Consider the following 21,405-nt stretch of genomic DNA (forward strand, 5'->3'; position numbering starts at 1 on the left):
ACACTATCTATTTACGAGTTTTCCACACCGCCTCGCAACAATCCACTAAATGCTTGCAACAACGTACCTATTATTTGGCACCAGTAACTAATTTTATAAATCAAATAAATATGTCACTCGCAAATTAATAAAAAAGGCAAAAAAAGTCGTTATTTTGAAATAAAGATCACTAAGCCTTTGTTGACCTTGGCGTTTCATTAAAATGGCGCTTGTACTCACGACTAAACTGTGATGGGCTTGTGTACCCAACCAGTCTCGCGGCATCGTTGACTCGTCTCCCCTCCAGTTGGATCAACTCGCGCGCTTTATTAAGTCGAACTTTCTTAATGTATTGCAACGGAGATTCAAGCGTGACATTGCGAAAAGCTTGATGGAAAGCAGACACACTCATATTGGCTTCTTCTGCCAATGTTTGTACGCTCAACTGTTCATGGTACGCTTGATGAACACGATTCAGTGCTTTGGCCACTCTAGCGTAAGAGCCTTCTTGGTGTGCTAAGTCAAATAAAACATACCCTTCTTTGCTTACCAAAGTGCGATAAACAATTTCCTCAAGAAGTAGATCACCGAGCATGACAACATCTAGCTCATTACACAACGCGCTCATTAGTCGCTTGCATGCATCCAGCATACCTTCGCTCATGCGTACCGATTTAAGGCCGCAACGGGTAGCGTCCAGACACTTATTACTGAATTTCTCAGCCTCAAGTTTTTTAACGAGCTTATGAAGAAGCGTTGGCGAAATATCTATCGAGATGCCAAGTAAAGGCTCATTGTTTGTCGCAAACGCTTCGCACTCCAGGGGCATGGGAACTCCTACGACAAGGTAATCATCGGGCCCATATTGGACAGGTGTATCACCGATATGAATGTTCTTATGTCCTTGCCCTAAAACAATAATTCCAGACTGATAGACAAACGGCTGGCGATGATTTCCTTTGCTACTGCGATAAAACCATACGCCATCTATTGCGGTTTTCTTCATACCTTCTAAGTCATGCAGTCCCTGCTTTTCAACATATTGCTGCATGATATCTGCGAGAGTGTGCATTCGAGCGCTCCATCAATGACCAACGAGTTTGGTCTCTATTATCATTTCGTGCACTATACTTCCTCTCGACTTTAACTTTCTAGCTCAAGAGCATCAATTTTGTAGAAATAGGCAGATTATTTGCAGAAATCGACCTATTAACGAACGTTAATCAGGACTAATATGCACGCATTCAATCTCCTTTACTGGAAGCAAGAGGGCTAATAATGAACTTTTCTTATGTAAACCCAACCAAGATTTTCTTTGGTCAAAAACAAATCGCTGCAATCAAAGAAGCTATCCCATCCGACCAAAAAGTTTTAGTGGTATACGGCGGTGGCTCAATTAAAAAAAATGGCGTGTACGACCAAGTCTCAGAAGCACTAGAGGGACATGAATGGCTAGAGTTTTCTGGTGTTGAACCCAACCCAACCAAAGAAACGCTCGATAAAGCGGTCGCAATGGTAAAAGAACATGGTGTTGACTTTATTCTTGCTGTAGGTGGTGGTTCAGTCATTGATGGCTCTAAATACGTAGCAGCAGCATCTAAGTATGATGGTGATGGTTGGGATATCATGATTGGTAAACACCAAGTCACTGAAGCGACGCCTCTAGCTGCAATTTTGACACTGCCAGCAACAGGCTCAGAGTCAAACATGGGCGCAGTTATCACTAAAAAAGAAACTCAAGACAAACTTCCGTTCATGTCTCCAGCAGTACAGCCTAAATTTGCGGTGTTAGACCCGGATGTAATGAAAACATTGCCAGAACGCCAGTTGATCAACGGCATTGTTGACGCATGGGTGCACGTATGTGAGCAATACTTGACGCTTCCTACCGGCGCAATGGTTCAAGATGGCTATGCAGAAACACTGCTGAAAACCTTAAAAACACTCGGAGAACAGTTTGCCGAGCGAGACGACGATATGTGGCGCGCAAACTTAATGTGGTCTGCTAACCAAGCATTGAACGGGTTAATTGGTAGTGGCGTTCCACAAGACTGGGCGACACATATGATCGGCCATGAATTAACGGCTCTATGGGGCGTCGATCATGCACGTTCTCTTGCAATCGTCCAACCATCGCTACTTCGCAACCAAATGCAATTTAAACGTCCTAAGCTAGAGCAAATGGGTCGCAACGTATTTGGACTTGAAGCTGGAGACGATCTTGCTGAACGTACCATCGAAGCGATCGAAGCGTTTTATCATCAACTTGATGTCGCAACTAAGCTAGAAAACTATGGTGAAAGTCGTGAACAAGCGATCGATGCCATCATCGAACAACTCAACAAACACGGAATGACCGTTCTCGGTGAAAACCAAGCGATTACTCTTGAACGTAGTCGTGAAATTTTAGAACTCGCTGTTGCCTAACAGCAAAAACAGTTCACTGCCCTTTCTAGGGTTTAACGGTATTGTGACTTAACGGTCACAATACCGTTTTTTTATGCTATTTTGTAAGCTTCATCACGTTCAAGTTCGGGAACTCCTCAAAATAACCATTAATCCCTACAAACTCATTGATCGTGTAGGTCAGTAAAGAGACAACTGTCCAGCTTTACACAAACAAAAATAAAATTGAATTCAAAGGTCTAACTTACTCATTTAATGGACCTTTTATTTGTTGTAGTTATCCACTACATTAGCTTGTCTGTTCGAGAATCCATTTTATGTGGCTAGTTGTTGTCGTATTAGCATTCATACATATCATCAGTATCCGTAAAGGTCCTAAGTGGCTTTTCTACGTATCCAAACCATTACCAGTGCTCTGTATGTTAGGAATTTTAATCCAGTCTCCTGCCTATCATATGCCATATACGCATTGGATTTTGATTGGCTTATCGCTCTCGTTGCTTGGTGAACTACTATTAATGCTCCCTAGAGATAAGTTTATTACCGGATTAGTGCTCTTCTGCTCTGCCCATCTTTCCTATAGCTACGGTTTTACCATCATGTCCGCTTGGCATTTTACGCCTTGGCTCCCTATTGCTTTATTTGGACTCGGTGTATGTTTCTATTGGTTGTTTCGACCGGACCTTGGTCAAGAAAAGCTCCCGGTTGCCAGCTACATATTGGTATTGATGACCATGTGTTGGGCTGCTATCGAGTATTATTTGAGTGGAAAAACACAATCGTCCTCATTTGCAGTGCTCGGAAGCTTTATCTTCATCGTTTCTGGTACCGTCTTAGCTTTTGAACGCTTCGGGGGACGATCCGTATTTTCGCGACAAGTCGTCATGGTGACCTACTATTCCGCACAAACATTGATGGTGATGTCTGTTGTTGCCATCGTTGTTCGTTATCCGTATCTCACAGTGATCAATTAATTTTCTATGCCTTAGATTGTTGCTCATCACTCTGAATTATGATGAAAAAGCGTTTAAGCCTACTGATGTAAACCTCAAACGCTTTTTGTTATCGCGACTTGTAATTGCCTTTTTCAATTCCGTGCTTTTTCATTCTCAAATACAGCTTTTTACGCGGTATTTGCAGATGGTTTGCCGCATCGGTAATTCGCCCGGAGTGCAAAAATAGCGCATCTTCTATGAGCTGCTTTTCAAAATCGTCAACCAAATCATCCAATGGAAGCTGAATCTCATTTTGTGAGTAGATGCGCTCTTTACCCGTTAACTTAACAATTCCGATTGCGTATAACTCAGCGATGTTTCTTAGCTCACGGATGTTGCCCGGCCACGGGTATCCTCTCAGTAGCGCAAGATAGCTAGAGTCGACATTTGGCAATGTTTTGCCTAATTTCTTACAACTCAGTTTTAAGAAGTAATGAAATATCGTCACGATGTCGTCAGGGCGCTGACGCAATGGCGGTACGTGAACCACGCCTTGATTGAGCAGATAGTACAGCTCCGGCAGCAATTGATTTTTGGCGATGTACTCTTCCGGCTCTGAGTCAAAAATCGTTACAACACGCAGATTCTTTTTGCCACAACGTTCTCGCGCCAGTAATAATTGAGCCAGATGCCGCTGCCCCTCTTCAGGCAGTTCAGGTAAGTTCTCTAACACAAGTATACACAACTGCTGTTTGTCGAGGGCGTCATCAATACTATCCATTGCTGTGCTTGCACTGAGAACAAAAGAACCATACTCCGTTTCTTCACTCTTAGACATCATGTCTTTAATTAGCCCCGCAACGCTGTGACGCCCAGTGCCCGACTCACCATAAACCACCACGTGCGTGTCCAGTAACGCGTATTGGGCAACAAGCTTGCGGATCTGCTCCATATGCGCAGACTTACCAATTAATGAGCGCGAAATAGATTTCTCCGCCTGTAGCTGCAATTCCACCTGGCAGCTTCGGGTTTCAAGCTGCTGTTTTACTAGTGTTAAAAGCTCCGCAGGATTGATCGGTTTTTCTAAAAACTCACACGCGCCCTGCTTTACTGCATCAACCGCCATTGGAATATCGCCGTGCCCAGTGATCACAATGACAGGGATTCGCTCATCGACGTGTTTGATCATCCGAAGCAGTTCTAATCCATGCATTTGCGGCATGTACATATCGAGAATTACAACGCCCGCCCACTCTGGAGAGACGTATTGCAGTGCTTGTGTTGGGTCGTTAATGGCCTTTGACTTGATTGATGATATGTTCATCAAGTACGAATAAGAGTCCAAAACATCCTGATCATCATCGACCAATAATACTGAATATGGGTTATTGCTCATTAGGTAACTCCAACACAACCATCGCACCTTTTTCTAATGAGGAAGCGAGGTAGATACTTCCTTGATGCTTTTCTATTAATGACTTACAAATGTTCATTCCCAACCCCAGACCGACCTCTTTTGTCGAGACAAAAGGCTGGAAAATTCGTTGCACGATCTCTTCACCAAAGCCAATACCGTTATCACTGATCGCAATCATTGTGGTTTGACTGGTACGATCCACTAGCTCAATTTGAATCCTTTTTTGCTCGTCCCTTGCGCTCTCCATTAACGCATCACAACTGTTTACTAAGACGTTAATGAAAACCTGCTCCAGCGCCAGCATGTCACTTTGCACTTTCACATCATCGGGTAACAGATTTTCTATCGTGATCTGTTGACGTTTCGCGCGCGTGTTCACAATGGTGGATGCTTGCTCCGCCACCTCATGAACGCTTACAGACTTCACTTCTCTTTCACCTTCTGGCTTGCGAGCGAACTGGCGCAAACTGTTGATGATCTTACTCATCCGAGTCGCCAAACCTTCGATGTGGGTAATGGATTCACCAACCTTTTCTGGAGATTCCTGTTCAAGGAACATTCTCGCGCTGTATAAATACGTCGACATCGCATTTAATGGCTGATTAAGCTCATGCGCCAAACTGGTCATGGTTTGCCCTACAACCGCCATTTTTGCAGCTTGAATCAACTCATCTTGCGTCTTTTTAAGATTGTCTTCGGTTCGAATACGCTCTTCGATTTCGTTTTCTAACTGCTGGTTTTTCAGCAGCAAATCTTGCGTTTTTTCTAACACTCGACTTTCCAAGGTACGCGTAGTCATTTCTTGATGAGTGACATCCGTAATGGTCATGATCAGTTTGTATTCAGCACCATGAGCGAAAGGACGAATATCGAAACGCACATACTTTGGCTTCTCGTCTCCAAGTGACAATGTCACATGAATTTTACCAAGTTCAATCCACAAATGAGAACCATTGAATACCTTTTTCAGTTGTTCTCGACAGCTCTCTGGGAAGTACTCCCAAATCGGATAACTTTCGTTAACCTCACCAAGTTTCAATAATTTACGCGCACTTAAGTTTGCTGATTCCACAACACCATTGAGATCACTGGTAATCAAACTCGCCGTGGTGTTGTTGATTAGGCTCAAGGCGTTAGTCCGCTGAATTTCCTGAACCTTGTCACCATACTCGATGAGCTTTTCACTCAAGCGCCCGATCTCATCGTTGCCGTCTACCACAACCGGATGGCTCAGGTCGTTTTTGATGATGGCATCAATACTGTCACCTAACCCTATCAAACGTGCCACAATGCGGCGGTTGATGAAGTAATACGTCAAGAACATGCTTGTCATGATCGACAAACTAAAGCAGACGATCAAAACGTGGTTGCCATAAGACACACGCTCGGCGGTTTCACTCTTCACCTGTTTGAACGTTTGGTCCGCAGTGGAAACCAGTTCACCGATTTGTTGATGAATTGCATCCATGCTGAGCGCGATTTGCTCTTGTATTTTCTGAATATCGCCGTTCAGCGTCACTAATGACATCAATTGTTTATCGAACGCGCCTTCTGGACTCAACACAACCACAAGTTCTTGCAATAACTGTTTGTAAGCGATTGAGGTTGGCTGATTCATTAAGGTTGTGCTGCTTTCTTGCAGATCCATCAAGCGAAAGTGAATCACCTTCATCCCATTGTCGACCTGCTCAGGCATTGATGCGCCAGCAACATCAATTGCCATGTCGTACACCGCTGATTCAATATCGATGACCCGTTGCAAAGTACTCAGTTGCACCAGCAAGTTTTGAATTTCTTTCGAATCGTTTACCCGCTCAATCTGCCAATGCACTTCTTGTCGAACCGGTTTGAGCTCAGAGCGAATATCTTGGTGAAGCCAGTTAATCTGCTCCATCAGTTGGTCGACGCGGCGAGTTTGATCGATGCGAGTTGAAATCATATCCACGTACTTTTCCAGTAGAGAGGCAAGGCCAGCTTCCGATTCGAGCAATTGATAAAACTCCGAGCTCATCTTATTGCTTTTCAGAACTGTCGAGATCGAAGCCAATTGCTCGTTGACCTGCATGGCTTGTTCAGTCAGCTGTACTTTGTTGTCTACCGCTTGCAGCGCTTCTACGCGGCGGTTAATTTCACTGGTTTTACTTTCGAGAAAATAGCTGGCGTTATATTTAGGCACGCTATCTTCCAACAAAAGGCGCACCTGATTATCCAAGCTGTTCCATGTCGCCCAAGCGACCAAACACACCACGGTGAGCAAGAGCGTGCTGCAAGCAAAAGCGGCAATTAGGCGGGCACCAATGGTTTTGTATTTCGGGTATAACACTACTTCTCTTTCCCTCGCCATTGAGCCAATTGCTGATTTACGTTGTCCAATTTTTCCGACATCGCCCGCCCCAATTCATGGGAAAACTCTGCCAATAACGCTTGGTAGTGCGTCATGCCAACTTCGGAATCTTTATCCATGGTCGACAGCTTTTGCGCAATTTCGGTTACTTGCGCTTTGCTCAGTGGCAATTCAAACAGTTGTTTTTCAATAACTTGTAGCGAACGTTGTTTCTCTGGTTTTCCGTCGGCAAGTCGATTCAATTTAATGAGCGAGAGCCAAGCATCTTGAAGCTCCGGTAAGCGCTTGGTGATCGCGGTATCAAAAATCAAGTTGATTAACGCTTCGCGTGGCATTACCTGTTCTAGGTCGAGAACGGGATTTTCTCCACCGTATCGAGCCGTATCGTCAAGCGCTGTTTTGGAGAAGGTGCTGCTTTCCATCTGCTCTTGTACTTCTTTCGAAAGCAAATGAGCAATAAAGGACTCTGCCAACTTATCACTCTTGCCCCGATTGATTTGTGCAATATAGGTAGGCATCAGCGTAAAGTCTTGGTCATAAGCAAAGCCAACGTAGTCGAACTTGCGTTGCGCAATCAGTGCGTAGCTGTCGATCGTTGGTCCAATACCAAACTTACCTTTGGCGATGTAATCCGCCACTCCAAAGCTGCGAGAAGAGATCGTCGCGAGGTTCGCACCCACATTGAGTAAAATCCGCCAGCCCTCTTGCCAACCATATTGACTAAGCACACTCTCGACCATCAATTGCGTGGTTCCGGAGCGGCTTGGTGTACTCATGGTGACGTGACCAAAGTACAGTGGGTTGGTCAGATCTTGAAAACGCGTCGGTTCTGGTAAATGGTTCGCGGCCAAATAATCTTTGTTCCAAACAATCCCGGCGCCGGAGTATCCAAACGCTACAACTTGATCGTTATTGGGTAATAGATAAGGGGACAACCATTTCGGCACTTGCACACGCGACGACATATCAGCCAAACGATGTTCATTAGACAGCTCTTGCATCAGAAACGGTGACGAGCTCAACACCAAGTCGATATCCTTCATGTAGCTTTTGCTGAGCAATTGCAGGCTTGATTGAGTGCGTCGGTGAACCACTCGGACTTCAGCATCAGGATAGTGCTGCGTAAAGTCATCCACCAAAGCAGTGATTGGTGCTTGAGAGAAGGTCGTGAGTATCACCAACTCTTTTTCTGCTGCCATTGTGAGTGGTGCATAAAGCGCCGCACCAAGAAGTAAACGACGCCCAAATTGCTTGAAATAAGCCATCAAATTAACCAAAAACCTTAAATAGTGTGCGGTAACTCAAATCTATGAAAGATTGTCAAAAAATCTTACAGAGTATGTTTGAGTCACTATTGACGCACTTCAACCAGAACTAAGCATATTCTATCAGTAACAAGTGTCAGCCTAACGTTCTAAATTCCCGTTTTTGACTCAACCTAAATATCAATATGGGTCAATTCTGTCTCAAATTCATGCCTTTGTACTGTGCAATCTGTCACTTCAAGATAGCCCTGCAACAAAACATTTGTGATTAAAACTTGGAGTGCAAGATGTTTAATTTCTTTAAAACACGCCCAGACCTCCCTCTTTCAGATGGCTCGAAAGAGGAAATGCAAGCGCGTTTCAAACGCTACCAATGGCATGTATTTTTAGGCTTGGTTTTCGGTTACGCCGTCTTCTACGTAGTTCGTATGAGTTTAGGTGTTGTTAAAAAACCAATGCTGGATGCAGGCATCGTAACCATCGAAGAACTCGGTATCATGGGTTCAGCTTTCTTCTTCACTTACGCTTTTGGTAAGTTCTCGAACGGCTTCCTTTCTGACTATGCCAACATTGGCCGATTTATGTCGTTCTCTCTACTACTGTCTGGTATCACCGCAGTATTCATGGGTTTGAACACCACGGCATTCTTCTTTGTTCTGCTTTGGGGTCTAAACGGTTGGTTCCAATCTGTTGGTTCAGCACCGTCTTGTGTGTCTCTGTTCCAATGGTTCTCACCAAAACAACGTGGTAGCCGTTACTCTATCTGGGGTGGCTCACGTAACATCGGTGAAGGTATCACTTGGATCCTAACGGCGTCTCTAGTGAGCTACTTCGGTTGGCGTGCAGGTTTCATCGGTGCGGGTATTGCAGCGATTGCAGCAGCGATTTGCATGTTCTTCATCCTAAAAGACCGTCCACAAACTTACGGTTTGCCAGATTCAGCAACAGCATTCGACGAAGAACCTGAGATCAAGAAAAAGAACGATCCGCAAGCAACTCGTCGTGCTCAAATGTTCATCCTGAAGCAACCAACCGTTTGGCTAATTGCAGCAGCGTGTGCAGCGATGTACATCTCTCGCTACGCGATGTCTTCTTGGGCAGTGCTTTACCTACAAGAAGCAAAAGGTTACTCACTGATTGACGCTGGCTTCGCAATGTCTACATACCCTATCGCGGGTCTAGCAGGTGCAATCCTATCAGGCATCATCTCTGACAAGGTGTTTAACTCCAACCGCCATATTCCGACTTTACTTTACGGATTGGCGAACATCGGTGGTATGTGCTTGATGTTCTTCGGCCCAGATAACCGCATCGTTGACGCAGTAGCACTAGGTATGATCGGTTTCGCTATCGGTGGTCTGGTTGTGTTCCTTGCAGGTCTAACTGCTTGTGACTTGATGCCTAAGAACGCAGTTGGCGCAGTGAAAGGCTTCATCGGTCTGTTCTCTTACATCGCTGCTTCTGGTCAAGAGTTAGCGTCAGCTTCTCTAATCAAAATCACAGAGGTTGATGGCGTAACTAAATACGACTTCTCTCAAGCGCAATATTTCTGGCTGGCTGCTGGTGTGATTTCTCTACTTCTTGCTCTAACAGTTTGGAATGCGAAGAAAGTGGTTGATATCGACCCAGTTGAAGAAAAAGAGCTAGAAGCTCGCCCTAGTCACTAATCCTGACTAAAGCGGGAGGCAACTCCCGCTTACTTCCCCCAATGTCTTAAGTTCTTTTGCAAAGAGTGCTTACGAGATTGATAGAAAATCCCCCCTATTTCTATTTTCCTTTTTAAGTGTCGATTGAGGTGACAAATGTGTAAAACCAAAATTGTGGCTACGTTAGGCCCAGCAAGTGAAAGCCGCGAAACACTAACTAAATTGATTCGAGCAGGCGCGAACGTAGTCAGACTCAATTTTTCTCACGGAACGGCGCAAGAACACATTGCCCGCGCGAATTTAGTTCGTGAAATTGCGGCCGAACTCGACACTTATGTTGGTGTGTTAGTCGATTTACAAGGCCCTAAGATTCGTATTTCTTGCTTCGAAAATGGCGCAGTTCTACTCAATCAAGGCGACGTATTCACGCTGAGCGGCACACTTGACGCACAATCTGGAACCCAAGAAATGGTTGGGCTTGATTACCCAGAGCTGATTCAAGACGTGAACGAAGGCGATATTTTGTTGCTAGATGATGGCCGCATTCAGCTAAAAGTAAGCCAAGTACACCGTGACGAGCAGTGGATTAAAACCACAGTATTGAACAGCGGTAAATTGTCTAACCGTAAAGGCATTAACTTGTTAGGTGGCGGTCTTTCCGCTCCGGCTCTTACCGCGAAAGACATTCAAGACATCGACACCGCAGCTAAACTTCGAGCCGACTTCCTTGCCATTTCTTTCCCGCGCAATGCACAAGATATCGAATACGCTCGCAGCTTGGCGCAAAAAGCAGGTTGTCACGCCAAGATTGTCGCGAAGGTAGAACGCGCAGAAGTGGTTGAAACCAAAGAAGCGATGGATGATGTCATTAAAGCATCAGACATCATTATGGTTGCTCGCGGCGATTTAGGCGTAGAGATTGGCGACGCACGACTGCCAATGGTGCAAAAATCATTGATCAATCGTTCTAAACATTGGGGTAAGCCAGTCATTACCGCGACCCAAATGTTGGAATCGATGACCGAGAATCCTCTCCCAACTCGCGCTGAAGTGTTAGACGTGGCAAACGCGATTATCGACGGAACAGACGCCGTGATGCTGTCGGCAGAATCGGCGGCGGGCAAATACCCAATCGAAGCGGTCGAAGCCATGGTTCGCATCGCACAAGGTGCAGAGCACGAGCTGGAATGTAACCATGACTGCTGGGATACTCTGCAACACTTATGTTCTAACCCAGGCAAAAGTTTCGCGCTTTCATCAATGATTTCGGCTTCTCGCGTTCATCAAGACCTTGGCGTTGCGATTTTAACCCAACATGGTGAAACACCCCTGTTGATGTCTCGCTGCCAAAGTAAAACTAAGATTTGGGCTCTGAGCGACAACCCAGCTTTACTTGCACAAATGACCATTCTACGCGGTGTTGAACCTTTGTATTTCAAAGCAGCAGAAAGCCACGTCGATCTCGCGCCGCAGTTAGTGGAATGCTTACGTCAAAAGGCCAACGAAGCACATATTTCCTCCATTTTGATGACCCAGCTCGATTCCATCGAAGGCATGGGTGAAATCAACGCGTGTCGCTTGCTTAGCTTGAATGTGTCTTCTCACATGAAGCAAGCGGAAGAAATCGCAGCTTAGGTTTACCTCCCCCTTATTCAAGTTCGACCTTGAATTTCTCCCCCATAACTTGCTCCACAGGGACTTGACCTGCCAAATGGCAGGTCTTTTTTATTGCGCACGATATAACCAACCATTCGCTGACTCTTGGAATATGAGCGTTAACTTAATGAAATCGCATTCACAACTTGTTATTGTAGAGCGATTGTTATCCCTAAAAGCGTGCCCCTTTGAAAGAGAACACTCCCGTCGTCGAATTTAGCAACGTAAACAAGTGGTATGGCGATTACCACGCTCTAAAAGATATCAACTTCTCCGTACATTATGGCGAGATCGTCGTTGTGTGTGGCCCTTCTGGTTCAGGAAAATCAACGCTCATTCGTTGCATCAACCATCTTGAATCGATTCAAGACGGCAAACTTTATGTGTTTGACCAGCCTTCTCATGCAAAATCCCTCAAGCCCGGTAAAATCGGCATGGTGTTCCAGCACTTCCACCTTTTTCCTCATTTGACTGTACTGGAAAACCTTACCTTAGCGCCGATTCGCACACTCAAATTGTCAAAACAAGAAGCTGAAAAACGCGCACGGCATTACCTCAAGCGCGTCAATATTGAAGAACAAGCGAGCAAATACCCCATCCAGCTTTCCGGCGGTCAGCAGCAGCGCGTCGCGATTGCCCGTTCCTTATGTATGGAACCGGACTTACTCCTTTTTGACGAACCGACTTCGGCGCTTGATCCGGAAATGATCAACGAAGTGTTGGATGTCATGGTTGAACTGGCACAAAGCGGAATGACGATGATTTGCGTCACGCACGAAATGGGATTTGCCAAAAAAGTAGCGAACCGCGTGGTATTTATGGATGAAGGCAAAATTGTGGAAATGAACTCACCGACCGCCTTATTTGAAACACCAAAGCATCCACGAACCCAAGCATTTTTGAACCAAATTTTAAGTTACTGATGATAGTTCGCGTAATCAAACCCGTCCTTCAAGCTTTGCTGCAAATGATGCTCCTCTTCATCGCGATTGTGTGGGTGTTGGACTCTGGTGCCGATGCTATGGGCTATCAATGGCAATGGGAACGCGTACCTGATTACATCGCTTTTTATGAAGATGGCGAATGGTGGCCAGCAGAACTTATCGATGGGTTATTGGTCACGCTTAACATCTCGGCTATTAGTCTATTCTTCACCTTAGTGTTGGGGTTGGTCACCGCGTTACTAAGGCTTAGCGATTCGAAAATCGGCAATGTTATTGGCACCACTTATGTCGAGGTAATACGTAACACGCCGTTGTTGGTGCAAATCTATTTACTCTACTTCGTGTTTGGCCCCGTGATTGGTTTGGACCGATTCAACACCGCCGTTTTGGCATTGTCCCTTTTCCAAGGTGCCTACACTGCGGAAATATTCCGCGCAGGTTTAAACAGTATTCCTAAAGGGCAATTCGAAGCTGCACAAACACTCGGGTTATCACCGTTTTACACTTACAAAGACGTGATTTTGCCTCAGGTTTTACAGCGCACATTACCGCCTTTGACCAATGAAGTGGTTTCTTTGATCAAAAACTCTTCCATTGTAAGTGTGATGGCGATTTTTGATTTAACAACACAGGCACGCAACATCGTCTCTGAGACGGCGATGCCGTTTGAAATTTGGTTTACCGTGGCAGCAATTTATCTTGCTCTCACTCTATCACTTTCTGGCTTGTCTGCATGGCTAGAACACAAACTCGGAGCCAGTTGGCGCAAATTATAAGGAGATAACATGAAGTTATTCAAAGCGACCATTACTGCATTATTAGGGCTAGCCATCGCTATGCCTACAATCGCGAAAGAAGATGTTGCCACACCCAATGTAGATCAAATCAAAGAACGAGGCACTTTGCGCGTTGGTATGTCAACATTTGTCCCTTGGGCAATGCGCAACAAGCAAGGTGAGTTAATCGGTTTTGAAATCGATGTTGCCAAACGCTTAGCAGAAGATTCAGGTTTGAAAGTGGAATTTGTACCGACCGCGTGGGATGGCATTATTCCCGCACTACTGGCGAAAAAGTTCGACGTGATCATCGGTGGCATGTCGGTCACGCCCGAGCGTTCCAAAAGCGTGTTGTTTACTGAACCCTATTCACACTCCGGTGTTCAAGTAGCAGCAAATAAAGAGCTGGCTTCTGGTTTTAGCGAATTCTCGGATTTTGACTCACGACGCGTAAAAATAGCGGCTCGTCGCGGCGCATTCACCGTTCAAGTCGCCAGAGAAACCTTCCCGAAAGCGAAGATTCTGCAATTTGATGACGATGCGCAAGCGTTCCAAGAGGTGCTGAATGGTAACGCCCATGCGGTCATTGCTTCTAGCCCAAAACCAGAACATGAGACAGTGAAACACAGCGACAAACTATTCCTTCCATTCTCTGAGCGATTATCAAAAGGTAACGAAGCCTTTGCAGTTCGCTTGGGGGAAGAAGATAAAAAAGCCTTTTTCAATAAATGGATTGAAGCAAGAACCCAAGATGGATGGTTAAAACAACGTTATGAATACTGGTTCTCGACATTAGATTGGCAAGATCAAGTCGCGCAAGGTCAGTAATCTGAGTGGCTCGTGGTCTTCGCGAGCCTATACTTTCCAATCATCCATTTTACTTTTTCATCATCTATCGGAGTCAAATTTTTGGGCGAACAAACCACCACTCGCACAGTACCCACTAATTCCAACACAGGTTCCTTTCTATCGCGGTTAAACACGCTAGATTGGGTACTGCTTATTATCTGTGGTATTGGTGGCGTTTGGCTGTACCATCGCTCCACTGTTGGTGTACATTATTTGTGGCAGTGGAAAGAGGCGTTTGAACTACTTTTTACGCCAAGATCCGATGGTGGTTTGCCCTACTTCTTCCAAGGTTTGATTTCGACGTTAAGGCTCAGTATTTGGGGCATCAGCTTCGCGTTAGTACTTGGCACGTTGCTAGGCTTAGCTCGCTTCTCTCGCTCCGTTTGGTTGCGCACACCTGCAAACACATTTATCCAGTTGGTAAGAAACATCCCACCGTTGGTTTTTGTTTTTATTTTCTACTTTTTCATTTCTAACCAGTTGATCCCGTTACTCGGTTTGGAAGATATTCTACGAAACTATAACAGCGAACCAAATGCGCTACAGAGCTTTCTTTTTGGGCCTTATAACCTTTGGGAAAATCTTGCCTCTGGCGTGTTATGCGTCGGCCTACTATCTTCTGCCTACGTTGCAGAAGTGGTGCGTGCAGGTTTACAAAGTATCGACCAAGGACAGTGGGAAGCGGCAGATTCATTGGGCTTGTCTCGGTGGGTGAAATACCGATTCGTTATCGCGCCGCAAGTGCTCAAAGTCATCACCCCAGCACTTGCAGGTCAAACCATCTCTCTAGTGAAAGACACCTCTATCGTTTCACTGATCTCGATACAAGAAATGACGTTTGTTGGTACCGAAATGGCAAATTCATCAGGGTATATCTTTGAAATTTGGCTCATTGTCGGCCTTGCTTACTTTTTGATTTGTTTCGGGTTGTCACTTATTTTTCGCTACATTGAAGCAAAATCGGAATCCATTTCAAATTAACTCAACCGTATATGTAATTAGACACATTTGAATCTTCAAATCAGAATTGCATCCTGTTACATTGAAAAGATGCTAAATTTTCGGCGTTTTTCATGGAGTTAAAGAATCAATCGGACTACGAGCGATACATTAAGCAAGATAATCTTGGTGAATATTACGTAGTTCTCAATCAATTCACTTTTCACAGTGTTTATCAGCCGATTTTTGATAAGCACCAGCGTATTATTGGAATGGAAGCTCTACTGCGAATTCGTGGCATTGATGGTTCGTTAATTCGTCCTGATGTATTTCTGGCCAACAATGGCCTCGATCCCTACTTTCGATTGTGTGTTGAGTTTTTATCCAGAGCAATGCACATTCGAAATTTTGCACGCTGTTTCGCAGGAACGCCTATCAAACTGTTTCTCAATGTCATGCCTCAAACCCTACTCACCCTAACCAAAGACATGGGCTTTAAAGACAACGGCCTGCTTTACAAGCGCCTTTCCGAACTTGGTATGAGCCCATCAGACGTGGTGTTTGAAGTAGTCGAAGAGTCATGCGGTGATACTGATTTACTGATCAAAGCCGTGCAGTTAATGAGAGCGAATGGCTTTATCTTTGCTATCGATGATTTTGGCGCTCAACATTCTGATATCGCACGTGTTCAGCAGCTCTGCCCTGACATCATAAAAATCGATCGCTCCTATCTACTTGATTACTGCGCCGGAGAAACCTTTTCCATACATAGCGCCGTTGAGCTCGCGGCTCATATGGGAGCAAAAGTGATCATAGAAGGGGTAGAAGAAGACGTGCAGCTGCAAGCGATGTATCAACTTGATTTGGATTATTACCAAGGCTTTTACTTAGGTAAGCCTTGCGCCATTCATCACTGGACCGATAGCCTAAACATTGAGACGACAGTGCATTGACACTACCCCTTACGATACAGTAAAACCAAAAAAGCGCCGATATATACTCGGCGCTTTTGGGTTTTGCTTGGCGATGATCTGCCTAGCTAGGTATTAATTTGCTTAGAAAAAGTCAATAGAGTTACGTCCGCTCTTCGGATCACGAGTCGCTTGCGGCTTTTCAGCTTTCTTACCTTTCTTCGCCGATTGCGACAGCGCGTTTTGTTGTGCTTTGCGCTCTTTATGCGCTGCTTTTCGGCCTGTTGACTTAGGTCCAGAGCCTTTAGCTGACTTGCTTTGGCGAGATTTTTCTTTACGTGCAGATTGCGCTTCTTTCTTCGCTTTCTTTTCCGCTTTTTGCTCTGCCGTTTCAGGTTCGGTTACTGGCGCATCGCAAACCACAACATAATATTCCTGGTTAAACTCAAAAAAGTCGCCATCATACATCTTGCGGCGCTTACGTGTTTCTAGCTCACCATTCACCGCGACGTAACCTTCTTCGATGATATGCTTTGCTTCGCCGCCACCGCTGACCAAGTTCGCGATTTTAAAAAGCTTGTACAGTTCGATCGGATGCGCATCAACGTCGATGCCAATCGCTTCGATCTCAATCTCTTCGCCTTCTAAATACTCTTCGTGGTCGTAATCTTGGGTCATGTTACTTACTCTTACTATTTGATGCCCTGAAGTTTAAACGCAATGCTTAAAAATAGAAACCTCTGCCGATGCTCAATCACCGATTAGCCTTGGCATTTGAGTACCTCTTAACCCATTTAACTTGCTGCTCGTTAGCTTGTATGTCGAGGCTTGGTTCAAACGAAGCTGCAATTACGCAGTCTGAAGGTATATACTCTTCAAGTTATTGTTGAAAAGAGCGAATACTTTGTCTCAACCAAGCAGAATTACCTTTGTCACGGCTAACTTGTTTAATTTTGTCGCACCTCCTGATGCCTACTATGATTTCGAAAACATCTACTCGTTAGAGCAATGGCAAGACAAACTTGCTTGGACGCAACGCCAAATTGAAAAGCTCGAAGCTGACGTGATTGGCTTACAAGAGGTGTTCAGTATTGAGCAAACTCGCGCATTCTTTTCAACCTTCGGCTACCCCTACTTTGCGACCGTTGACACCCCACATGTTGAGGATGAGTACATTTACTCAAGCCCTGTTGTGGCAATCGCATCTCGGTTTCCAATAGAAAAAGTACAAGCGGTAGAGTTTGACTTAGCAACGCTTGAGCCTTTTGGAGTAAGTGTTGCTCCAGAGTTCAGTCGCAAACCTATCTATGCCCAAGTCATACATCCTGTACTCGGTCATGTCGCCGTTTACGTGACGCACCTAAAATCTCAACGCCCAGCCGACTCAGAACAACCAGAAACGTCTAGCACGATTATTGGGCGCTGGTTATCCACCCAGCAAAGAGGTTGGGAAGCTGCGATGTTAAGAGACGCGATGCAAAAAAGGTATAGAAAGGAGCCAATGCCAACGGTGTTAATGGGTGATATGAATCAACCTATCACACCAACCAGTGTTAATAGCGCATTGGTATCCAATGCTGGTGACAGCGTCACTGAACTGCAACTCAAAGATGGATGGTCATTACAAAGTGACGTTCTGAAGGATGAACGCCCCGCTACGCATTATCATTTTTCCACTGGGAATGTGCTCGACTATATCTTGCTCTCTCAAGAGTTTGACACCTTATCAGATATATCGGTTGCCGAGGTTGTTGACTATCAGGTGTCTAACCAACATCTGATCAACCCGATTTATGACAGAGATAAAAACGCCAGCGACCACGCATTTGTGGCGCTGACGGCTGAAGTAAAGCTTTGAGTAACCTGTTTAGTGACGTTTAACAATTTTACGTGGAATCAACTCAACACCCGGTTTATAACGTTTAGCGGAAGCGTTGAGCGCTAACTCCATTGCGCTGTCCGCGATCAACTCAAATTGTTGAGGTAAAGAGTTGATTTTCACTGGCAAGAAGTCCAGCAGTCGATTATCACCAAACGTCGCTAGGCGAACTTTGCTCATGAGTTCTGGCTTTTCGAGCATCACATCCAACACACCTTCTAACAGTGTGTATGACGTTGTGACAATGGCATCTGGCAGCTCGTTCTCTGCTAGCCATCTCTCTAAGACTTTCTTACCTTCTTCTCGGGAGAAGTGCTGCCCATAACCGACTGTTGCCGTTTTGCCACCTTGTTGAGAAGCGGATCGAAAACCGAGCTCACGCTCTTTTGAAACTTGAAGATCTTGCAATGCGCCGATTAAGCCAATGGACTTTATATCCTCGGACAGTACTGACTGAGTGAGTTCAAGTGCGGCGTCAAAATCTTCGCTGATGACACAACAAAAGTGCTCATCATCCATTGGGCGGTCTAGCGCGATAACTGGCGTACCAGAATTTTGCAACTTAAGATAATACTCGTTTGCAGTGGGCATACCACTTGCCACAAATAACGCATCAATGCGACGACTGACTAACGCTTCCGCCACCTTTTGCTCTGTATCAGGATCATCATCAGAGCAGCCAATTAAAATTTGGTACCCCGCTTTACGCGAGTTTTGCTCAATCAGTTTTGCAAGACGCGCATAACTGGTGTTTTCTAAGTCTGGGATGATAAGCCCAAATGAGCGTGAATTACCTGCTCGCAAAGAAGACGCCGCATGATCTGGCTTATAATTGTATTCTTCTACAACGGCCATCACTTTCTTCTGAGTCTTCTCGCTGATGCGGTATTTCTGCGCTTTTCCGTTAATCACATAGCTTGCAGTTGTCTTAGAAACGCCTGCTAATTTGGCTATTTCATCCAGTGTCATATTCTAAACCTTATTCTGTGCGCGCGATCATATTAATACATCAGCGATCTTTCGATAAGTTGAATTATAAGCTGAACCGATTCAGTATAAAAGCTGAAAGGATTCAGCAAAACTTAAAAATTGACGTAAATCACCTGAATACACAACAAACTAATTTGTAGGCTAGGCTATAGGACAGCAACAAAGACTCGTTTGTTAACGTCAGTTTTTAAAATAGTTTTTCTGAGTCTTTTAAAAAATTTACCAATAAGCTGAATCGATTTAGCTTAAAAGATAAGAAGGTTTGAGGAGTGATAAGCGCTCAGCAGAAGCAGCGTTCAACTTCTCACACAGAATACATTTTTAAATTGATACCTTAAGGCTGGAGAAGCACCATGCTTAAGCTAAATAAGAACGACATTACCCTCTCGCAATCAGCGACAGATAAGTTTGCAGCAATCAAGAATATTGCGCAAAGCCTGACAGACAAGGGCCTTGTTGAACAAGGTTATGTGGAAGGCATGCTAAACCGTGAAAACCAAAACTCTACGTTTTTGGGGAACGGTATTGCCATCCCGCACGGCACGACTGACACTCGCTCAATGGTGAAAACAACGGGTGTTGCTGTGCACCACTTTCCACAAGGTGTCGACTGGGGTGATGGTAACACGGTATTCGTCGCTATCGGCATTGCAGCTAAATCTGATGAGCACCTTGGCATTCTTAAACAGCTAACGAAAGTGCTAGGCGCTGACGGCGTAGAAGAACGCCTACGTAATGCAAAAAATGAAGACGAGATTATTGCCCTGCTCCACGGTGATGTTCAGCTTGAAGCAGACTTTGACGCTTCTTTAATTCAACTTATGTTCCCTGCGAGCGATATGCTACAAATGAGTGCTGTCGCTGGTGGTCTTTTGAAAAACACGGGCTGTGCTGATAACGAGTTCGTCGCAGATCTCGTTACCAAAACACCAACTCACTTAGGTAATGGCCTTTGGTTAATTGGCAGTGACAAACATGTAACTCGCACAGGCGTGTCATTTGTCTCGACGGCAAACGACTGCGAATATGAAGGTCAAAAAGTGCGTGCACTTGTCGCGTTTGCGGCATGTAACAATGCTCACCAGCCTATCCTAAAAACGCTTTCTAATATCGTGTTTAACAATGAGCACGGCAAGCTTTTAGATGCATCAGTAGAACAGATTCTTGCTTTGTTTAAAGGTGAAGAAGTCACAGCCGCATCCTCAGAAGAAGGCAATACCGCTGTATTTAAAATCAAAAACTCTCATGGTTTACATGCTCGTCCGGGTGCAATGTTAGTGGCGGAAGCGAAAAAATTTGAATCCACTATTCGCGTTGCCAACCTAGACGGTGATGGCAAAACAGTAAACGCGAAGAGCCTAATGAAAGTCATTGCGCTTGGCGTTAAGCACGGTCATCAACTTCAATTTACTGCGGAAGGCCCTGATGCACCGCAAGCCTTGGAGTCTATCGGGAATGCTATCGCTTCTGGCCTTGGTGAAGGTTAAGGAGCCGATATGACGAACAAAACAAGTAAAGTTGTCACTATTACGCTCAACCCGGCATTAGATTTAACAGGTTCAGTAAATGAGCTAAACGTTGGTTCCGTGAGCCTAGTGCAGCAAAGCAATCTCCATGCTGCAGGTAAAGGTGTCAACGTAGCAAAAGTGTTGAGCGATTTAGGCGCAGATGTCACGGTTACCGGCTTTCTTGGTAAAGATAACCCTGAGCTATTCCATCAGCTTTTCAATGACATCGGCGTTAAGAATGAGTTTGTAGAAGTACAAGGTGCCACTCGTATCAACGTCAAGCTCGTTGAGGCTAGTGGCAACGTTAGTGACATTAACTTCCCTGGTGTTCAAGTAACGGCTGACGAAATTGCTCGCTTTGAGGAGACGCTATTCCGTCTCGCAGAGACTCACGATTACTTTGTGCTTGCGGGTAGCTTACCTGGAGGCGTAACCGCCGAACAATGTGCTGCGTGGATAAAAGCACTGCATCAACAAGGCAAAAAGGTGTTGTTCGACAGCAGTAAAGCCGCATTGAAATCAGGTATTGAGGCTCACCCATGGTTGATTAAGCCTAACGATGAAGAACTTGGTGATTTTGTTGGCGAACACCTAGAAACACCAGAACAATGCCAAGCCGCCGCGCAAACACTGAGTGACAAAGGCATCGAGAACATTGTTGTGTCGATGGGCGCTGACGGTGTGATGTGGCTAAACCAAGGCAAATGGCTTCGTGCACAACCCCCTCGAATGAATGTGGTAAGCACCGTTGGCGCAGGCGATACGCTAGTTGCTGGCTTGTGTTGGGGCCACATGCAACTGATGCCGAAAAACGATTTATTGCGCTTCGCTACAGCACTTTCTGCCTTGGCAGTTAGTCAAGTCGGCGTAGGGCTAACCAGTCAGGAAGAACTGGAGAACATCAAGCAGCAAACTGAAGTTAGCGAGCTTTACCCTATTACAAACTTAGAACAAAACTAAG

General features: G+C 45.1%; 18 protein-coding genes. 12 read left to right on the forward strand and 6 right to left on the reverse strand.

All coding sequences use genetic code 11. The features are described 5' to 3' along the window. Positions 1-169 precede the first annotated feature (169 nt). Positions 170-1,051, reverse strand: coding sequence for an AraC family transcriptional regulator (locus tag ACWYVB_RS04025; protein WP_053808441.1), 882 nt, complete (start codon positions 1,049-1,051; stop codon positions 170-172). Positions 1,052-1,257: 206 nt separating this feature from the next. Between ACWYVB_RS04025 and ACWYVB_RS04030 the strand changes: the two genes are divergently transcribed. Together ACWYVB_RS04030 and ACWYVB_RS04035 are read left to right on the forward strand one after the other, a co-directional pair. Further along, the gene (locus ACWYVB_RS04030; protein ID WP_006742257.1) at positions 1,258-2,406 is read left to right on the forward strand and encodes an iron-containing alcohol dehydrogenase; all 1,149 of its coding nucleotides are present in this window, start codon (positions 1,258-1,260) and stop codon (positions 2,404-2,406) included. A 296-nt stretch (positions 2,407-2,702) separates the two neighbouring features. Continuing rightward, a complete protein-coding gene (locus ACWYVB_RS04035; protein WP_074190642.1) occupies positions 2,703-3,359 on the forward strand; it encodes a lysoplasmalogenase in 657 nt (218 codons plus the stop codon). 88 nt (positions 3,360-3,447) lie between these two features. Here ACWYVB_RS04035 and ACWYVB_RS04040 read toward each other — a convergent pair whose 3' ends face one another. The 3 genes from ACWYVB_RS04040 to ACWYVB_RS04050 are packed head-to-tail and all read right to left on the reverse strand — an operon-like array spanning position 3,448 to position 8,346. Then, positions 3,448-4,716, reverse strand: a complete 1,269-nt coding sequence (locus ACWYVB_RS04040) for a sigma-54-dependent transcriptional regulator (RefSeq protein ID WP_256898644.1) — start codon at positions 4,714-4,716, stop codon at positions 3,448-3,450. Further along, positions 4,706-7,060, reverse strand: coding sequence for an ATP-binding protein (locus tag ACWYVB_RS04045; protein ID WP_256936548.1), 2,355 nt, complete (start codon positions 7,058-7,060; stop codon positions 4,706-4,708). The genes ACWYVB_RS04040 and ACWYVB_RS04045 overlap by 11 nt, the downstream gene beginning before the upstream one ends. Continuing rightward, entirely contained in the window at positions 7,060-8,346 is a 1,287-nt protein-coding gene (locus ACWYVB_RS04050; RefSeq protein WP_256898646.1) for an ABC transporter substrate-binding protein, read from the reverse strand. The genes ACWYVB_RS04045 and ACWYVB_RS04050 overlap by 1 nt, the downstream gene beginning before the upstream one ends. A gap of 287 nt (positions 8,347-8,633) precedes the next feature. Between ACWYVB_RS04050 and ACWYVB_RS04055 the strand changes: the two genes are divergently transcribed. The 7 genes from ACWYVB_RS04055 (at position 8,634) to ACWYVB_RS04085 (ending at position 16,109) form a co-directional block, all read left to right on the forward strand. Beyond that, entirely contained in the window at positions 8,634-10,013 is a 1,380-nt protein-coding gene (locus tag ACWYVB_RS04055; protein WP_005397635.1) for an MFS transporter, read from the forward strand. A gap of 135 nt (positions 10,014-10,148) precedes the next feature. After that, positions 10,149-11,627: a pyruvate kinase gene (gene pyk, locus ACWYVB_RS04060; protein WP_005397636.1), complete on the forward strand. Its 1,479-nt coding sequence runs from the start codon at positions 10,149-10,151 to the stop codon at positions 11,625-11,627. A gap of 209 nt (positions 11,628-11,836) precedes the next feature. After that, complete coding sequence (locus ACWYVB_RS04065; protein ID WP_005397638.1) at positions 11,837-12,571, forward strand: amino acid ABC transporter ATP-binding protein; 735 nt, start codon at positions 11,837-11,839, stop codon at positions 12,569-12,571. After that, entirely contained in the window at positions 12,571-13,368 is a 798-nt protein-coding gene (locus ACWYVB_RS04070) for an amino acid ABC transporter permease (RefSeq protein WP_005397640.1), read from the forward strand. Before ACWYVB_RS04065 ends, ACWYVB_RS04070 begins: the two co-directional genes overlap by 1 nt. Positions 13,369-13,377: 9 nt before the next feature. After that, positions 13,378-14,196 carry a transporter substrate-binding domain-containing protein gene (locus ACWYVB_RS04075; protein WP_046876070.1) on the forward strand — a complete coding sequence of 273 codons (819 nt, stop codon included), beginning with the start codon at positions 13,378-13,380 and terminating at the stop codon, positions 14,194-14,196. Between the two features lie 81 nt (positions 14,197-14,277). Then, a complete protein-coding gene (locus ACWYVB_RS04080; protein WP_317410496.1) occupies positions 14,278-15,198 on the forward strand; it encodes an amino acid ABC transporter permease in 921 nt (306 codons plus the stop codon). Between the two features lie 92 nt (positions 15,199-15,290). After that, positions 15,291-16,109 carry an EAL domain-containing protein gene (locus tag ACWYVB_RS04085; RefSeq protein WP_046876068.1) on the forward strand — a complete coding sequence of 273 codons (819 nt, stop codon included), beginning with the start codon at positions 15,291-15,293 and terminating at the stop codon, positions 16,107-16,109. Between the two features lie 102 nt (positions 16,110-16,211). On the opposite strand, the gene ACWYVB_RS04090 is transcribed toward ACWYVB_RS04085, so the two are convergent. After that, entirely contained in the window at positions 16,212-16,745 is a 534-nt protein-coding gene (locus ACWYVB_RS04090) for an RNA-binding S4 domain-containing protein (RefSeq protein ID WP_053808449.1), read from the reverse strand. Between the two features lie 226 nt (positions 16,746-16,971). Between ACWYVB_RS04090 and ACWYVB_RS04095 the strand changes: the two genes are divergently transcribed. Continuing rightward, entirely contained in the window at positions 16,972-17,925 is a 954-nt protein-coding gene (locus ACWYVB_RS04095; RefSeq protein ID WP_257897903.1) for an endonuclease/exonuclease/phosphatase family protein, read from the forward strand. Between the two features lie 9 nt (positions 17,926-17,934). Here ACWYVB_RS04095 and cra read toward each other — a convergent pair whose 3' ends face one another. Then, positions 17,935-18,915, reverse strand: coding sequence for a catabolite repressor/activator (gene cra / locus ACWYVB_RS04100; protein WP_006742265.1), 981 nt, complete (start codon positions 18,913-18,915; stop codon positions 17,935-17,937). A gap of 374 nt (positions 18,916-19,289) precedes the next feature. Here cra and fruB point away from each other — a divergent pair, with 374 nt between their 5' ends. Both fruB and pfkB read left to right on the forward strand, forming a co-directional pair. Further along, complete coding sequence (fruB, locus tag ACWYVB_RS04105; protein WP_005397987.1) at positions 19,290-20,423, forward strand: fused PTS fructose transporter subunit IIA/HPr protein; 1,134 nt, start codon at positions 19,290-19,292, stop codon at positions 20,421-20,423. 9 nt (positions 20,424-20,432) lie between these two features. Beyond that, positions 20,433-21,404, forward strand: a complete 972-nt coding sequence (gene pfkB / locus ACWYVB_RS04110; protein WP_104972548.1) for a 1-phosphofructokinase — start codon at positions 20,433-20,435, stop codon at positions 21,402-21,404. The last annotated feature ends 1 nt before the right edge of the window (position 21,405 follow it).

The organism is Vibrio sp. JZG10, from assembly GCF_054064075.1.

Bases quoted from the DNA above. Each gene is read 5' to 3' on its own strand.
- ACWYVB_RS04025 (WP_053808441.1), bottom strand. From the start codon at position 1,051: ATGCACACTCTCGCAGATATCATGCAGCAATATGTTGAAAAGCAGGGA.
- ACWYVB_RS04030 (WP_006742257.1), top strand. From the start codon at position 1,258: ATGAACTTTTCTTATGTAAACCCAACCAAGATTTTCTTTGGTCAAAAA.
- ACWYVB_RS04035 (WP_074190642.1), top strand. From the start codon at position 2,703: ATGTGGCTAGTTGTTGTCGTATTAGCATTCATACATATCATCAGTATC.
- ACWYVB_RS04040 (WP_256898644.1), bottom strand. From the start codon at position 4,716: ATGAGCAATAACCCATATTCAGTATTATTGGTCGATGATGATCAGGAT.
- ACWYVB_RS04050 (WP_256898646.1), bottom strand. From the start codon at position 8,346: ATGGCTTATTTCAAGCAATTTGGGCGTCGTTTACTTCTTGGTGCGGCG.
- ACWYVB_RS04055 (WP_005397635.1), top strand. From the start codon at position 8,634: ATGTTTAATTTCTTTAAAACACGCCCAGACCTCCCTCTTTCAGATGGC.
- pyk (WP_005397636.1), top strand. From the start codon at position 10,149: ATGTGTAAAACCAAAATTGTGGCTACGTTAGGCCCAGCAAGTGAAAGC.
- ACWYVB_RS04070 (WP_005397640.1), top strand. From the start codon at position 12,571: ATGATAGTTCGCGTAATCAAACCCGTCCTTCAAGCTTTGCTGCAAATG.
- ACWYVB_RS04075 (WP_046876070.1), top strand. From the start codon at position 13,378: ATGAAGTTATTCAAAGCGACCATTACTGCATTATTAGGGCTAGCCATC.
- ACWYVB_RS04085 (WP_046876068.1), top strand. From the start codon at position 15,291: ATGGAGTTAAAGAATCAATCGGACTACGAGCGATACATTAAGCAAGAT.
- ACWYVB_RS04090 (WP_053808449.1), bottom strand. From the start codon at position 16,745: ATGACCCAAGATTACGACCACGAAGAGTATTTAGAAGGCGAAGAGATT.
- cra (WP_006742265.1), bottom strand. From the start codon at position 18,915: ATGACACTGGATGAAATAGCCAAATTAGCAGGCGTTTCTAAGACAACT.
- fruB (WP_005397987.1), top strand. From the start codon at position 19,290: ATGCTTAAGCTAAATAAGAACGACATTACCCTCTCGCAATCAGCGACA.
- pfkB (WP_104972548.1), top strand. From the start codon at position 20,433: ATGACGAACAAAACAAGTAAAGTTGTCACTATTACGCTCAACCCGGCA.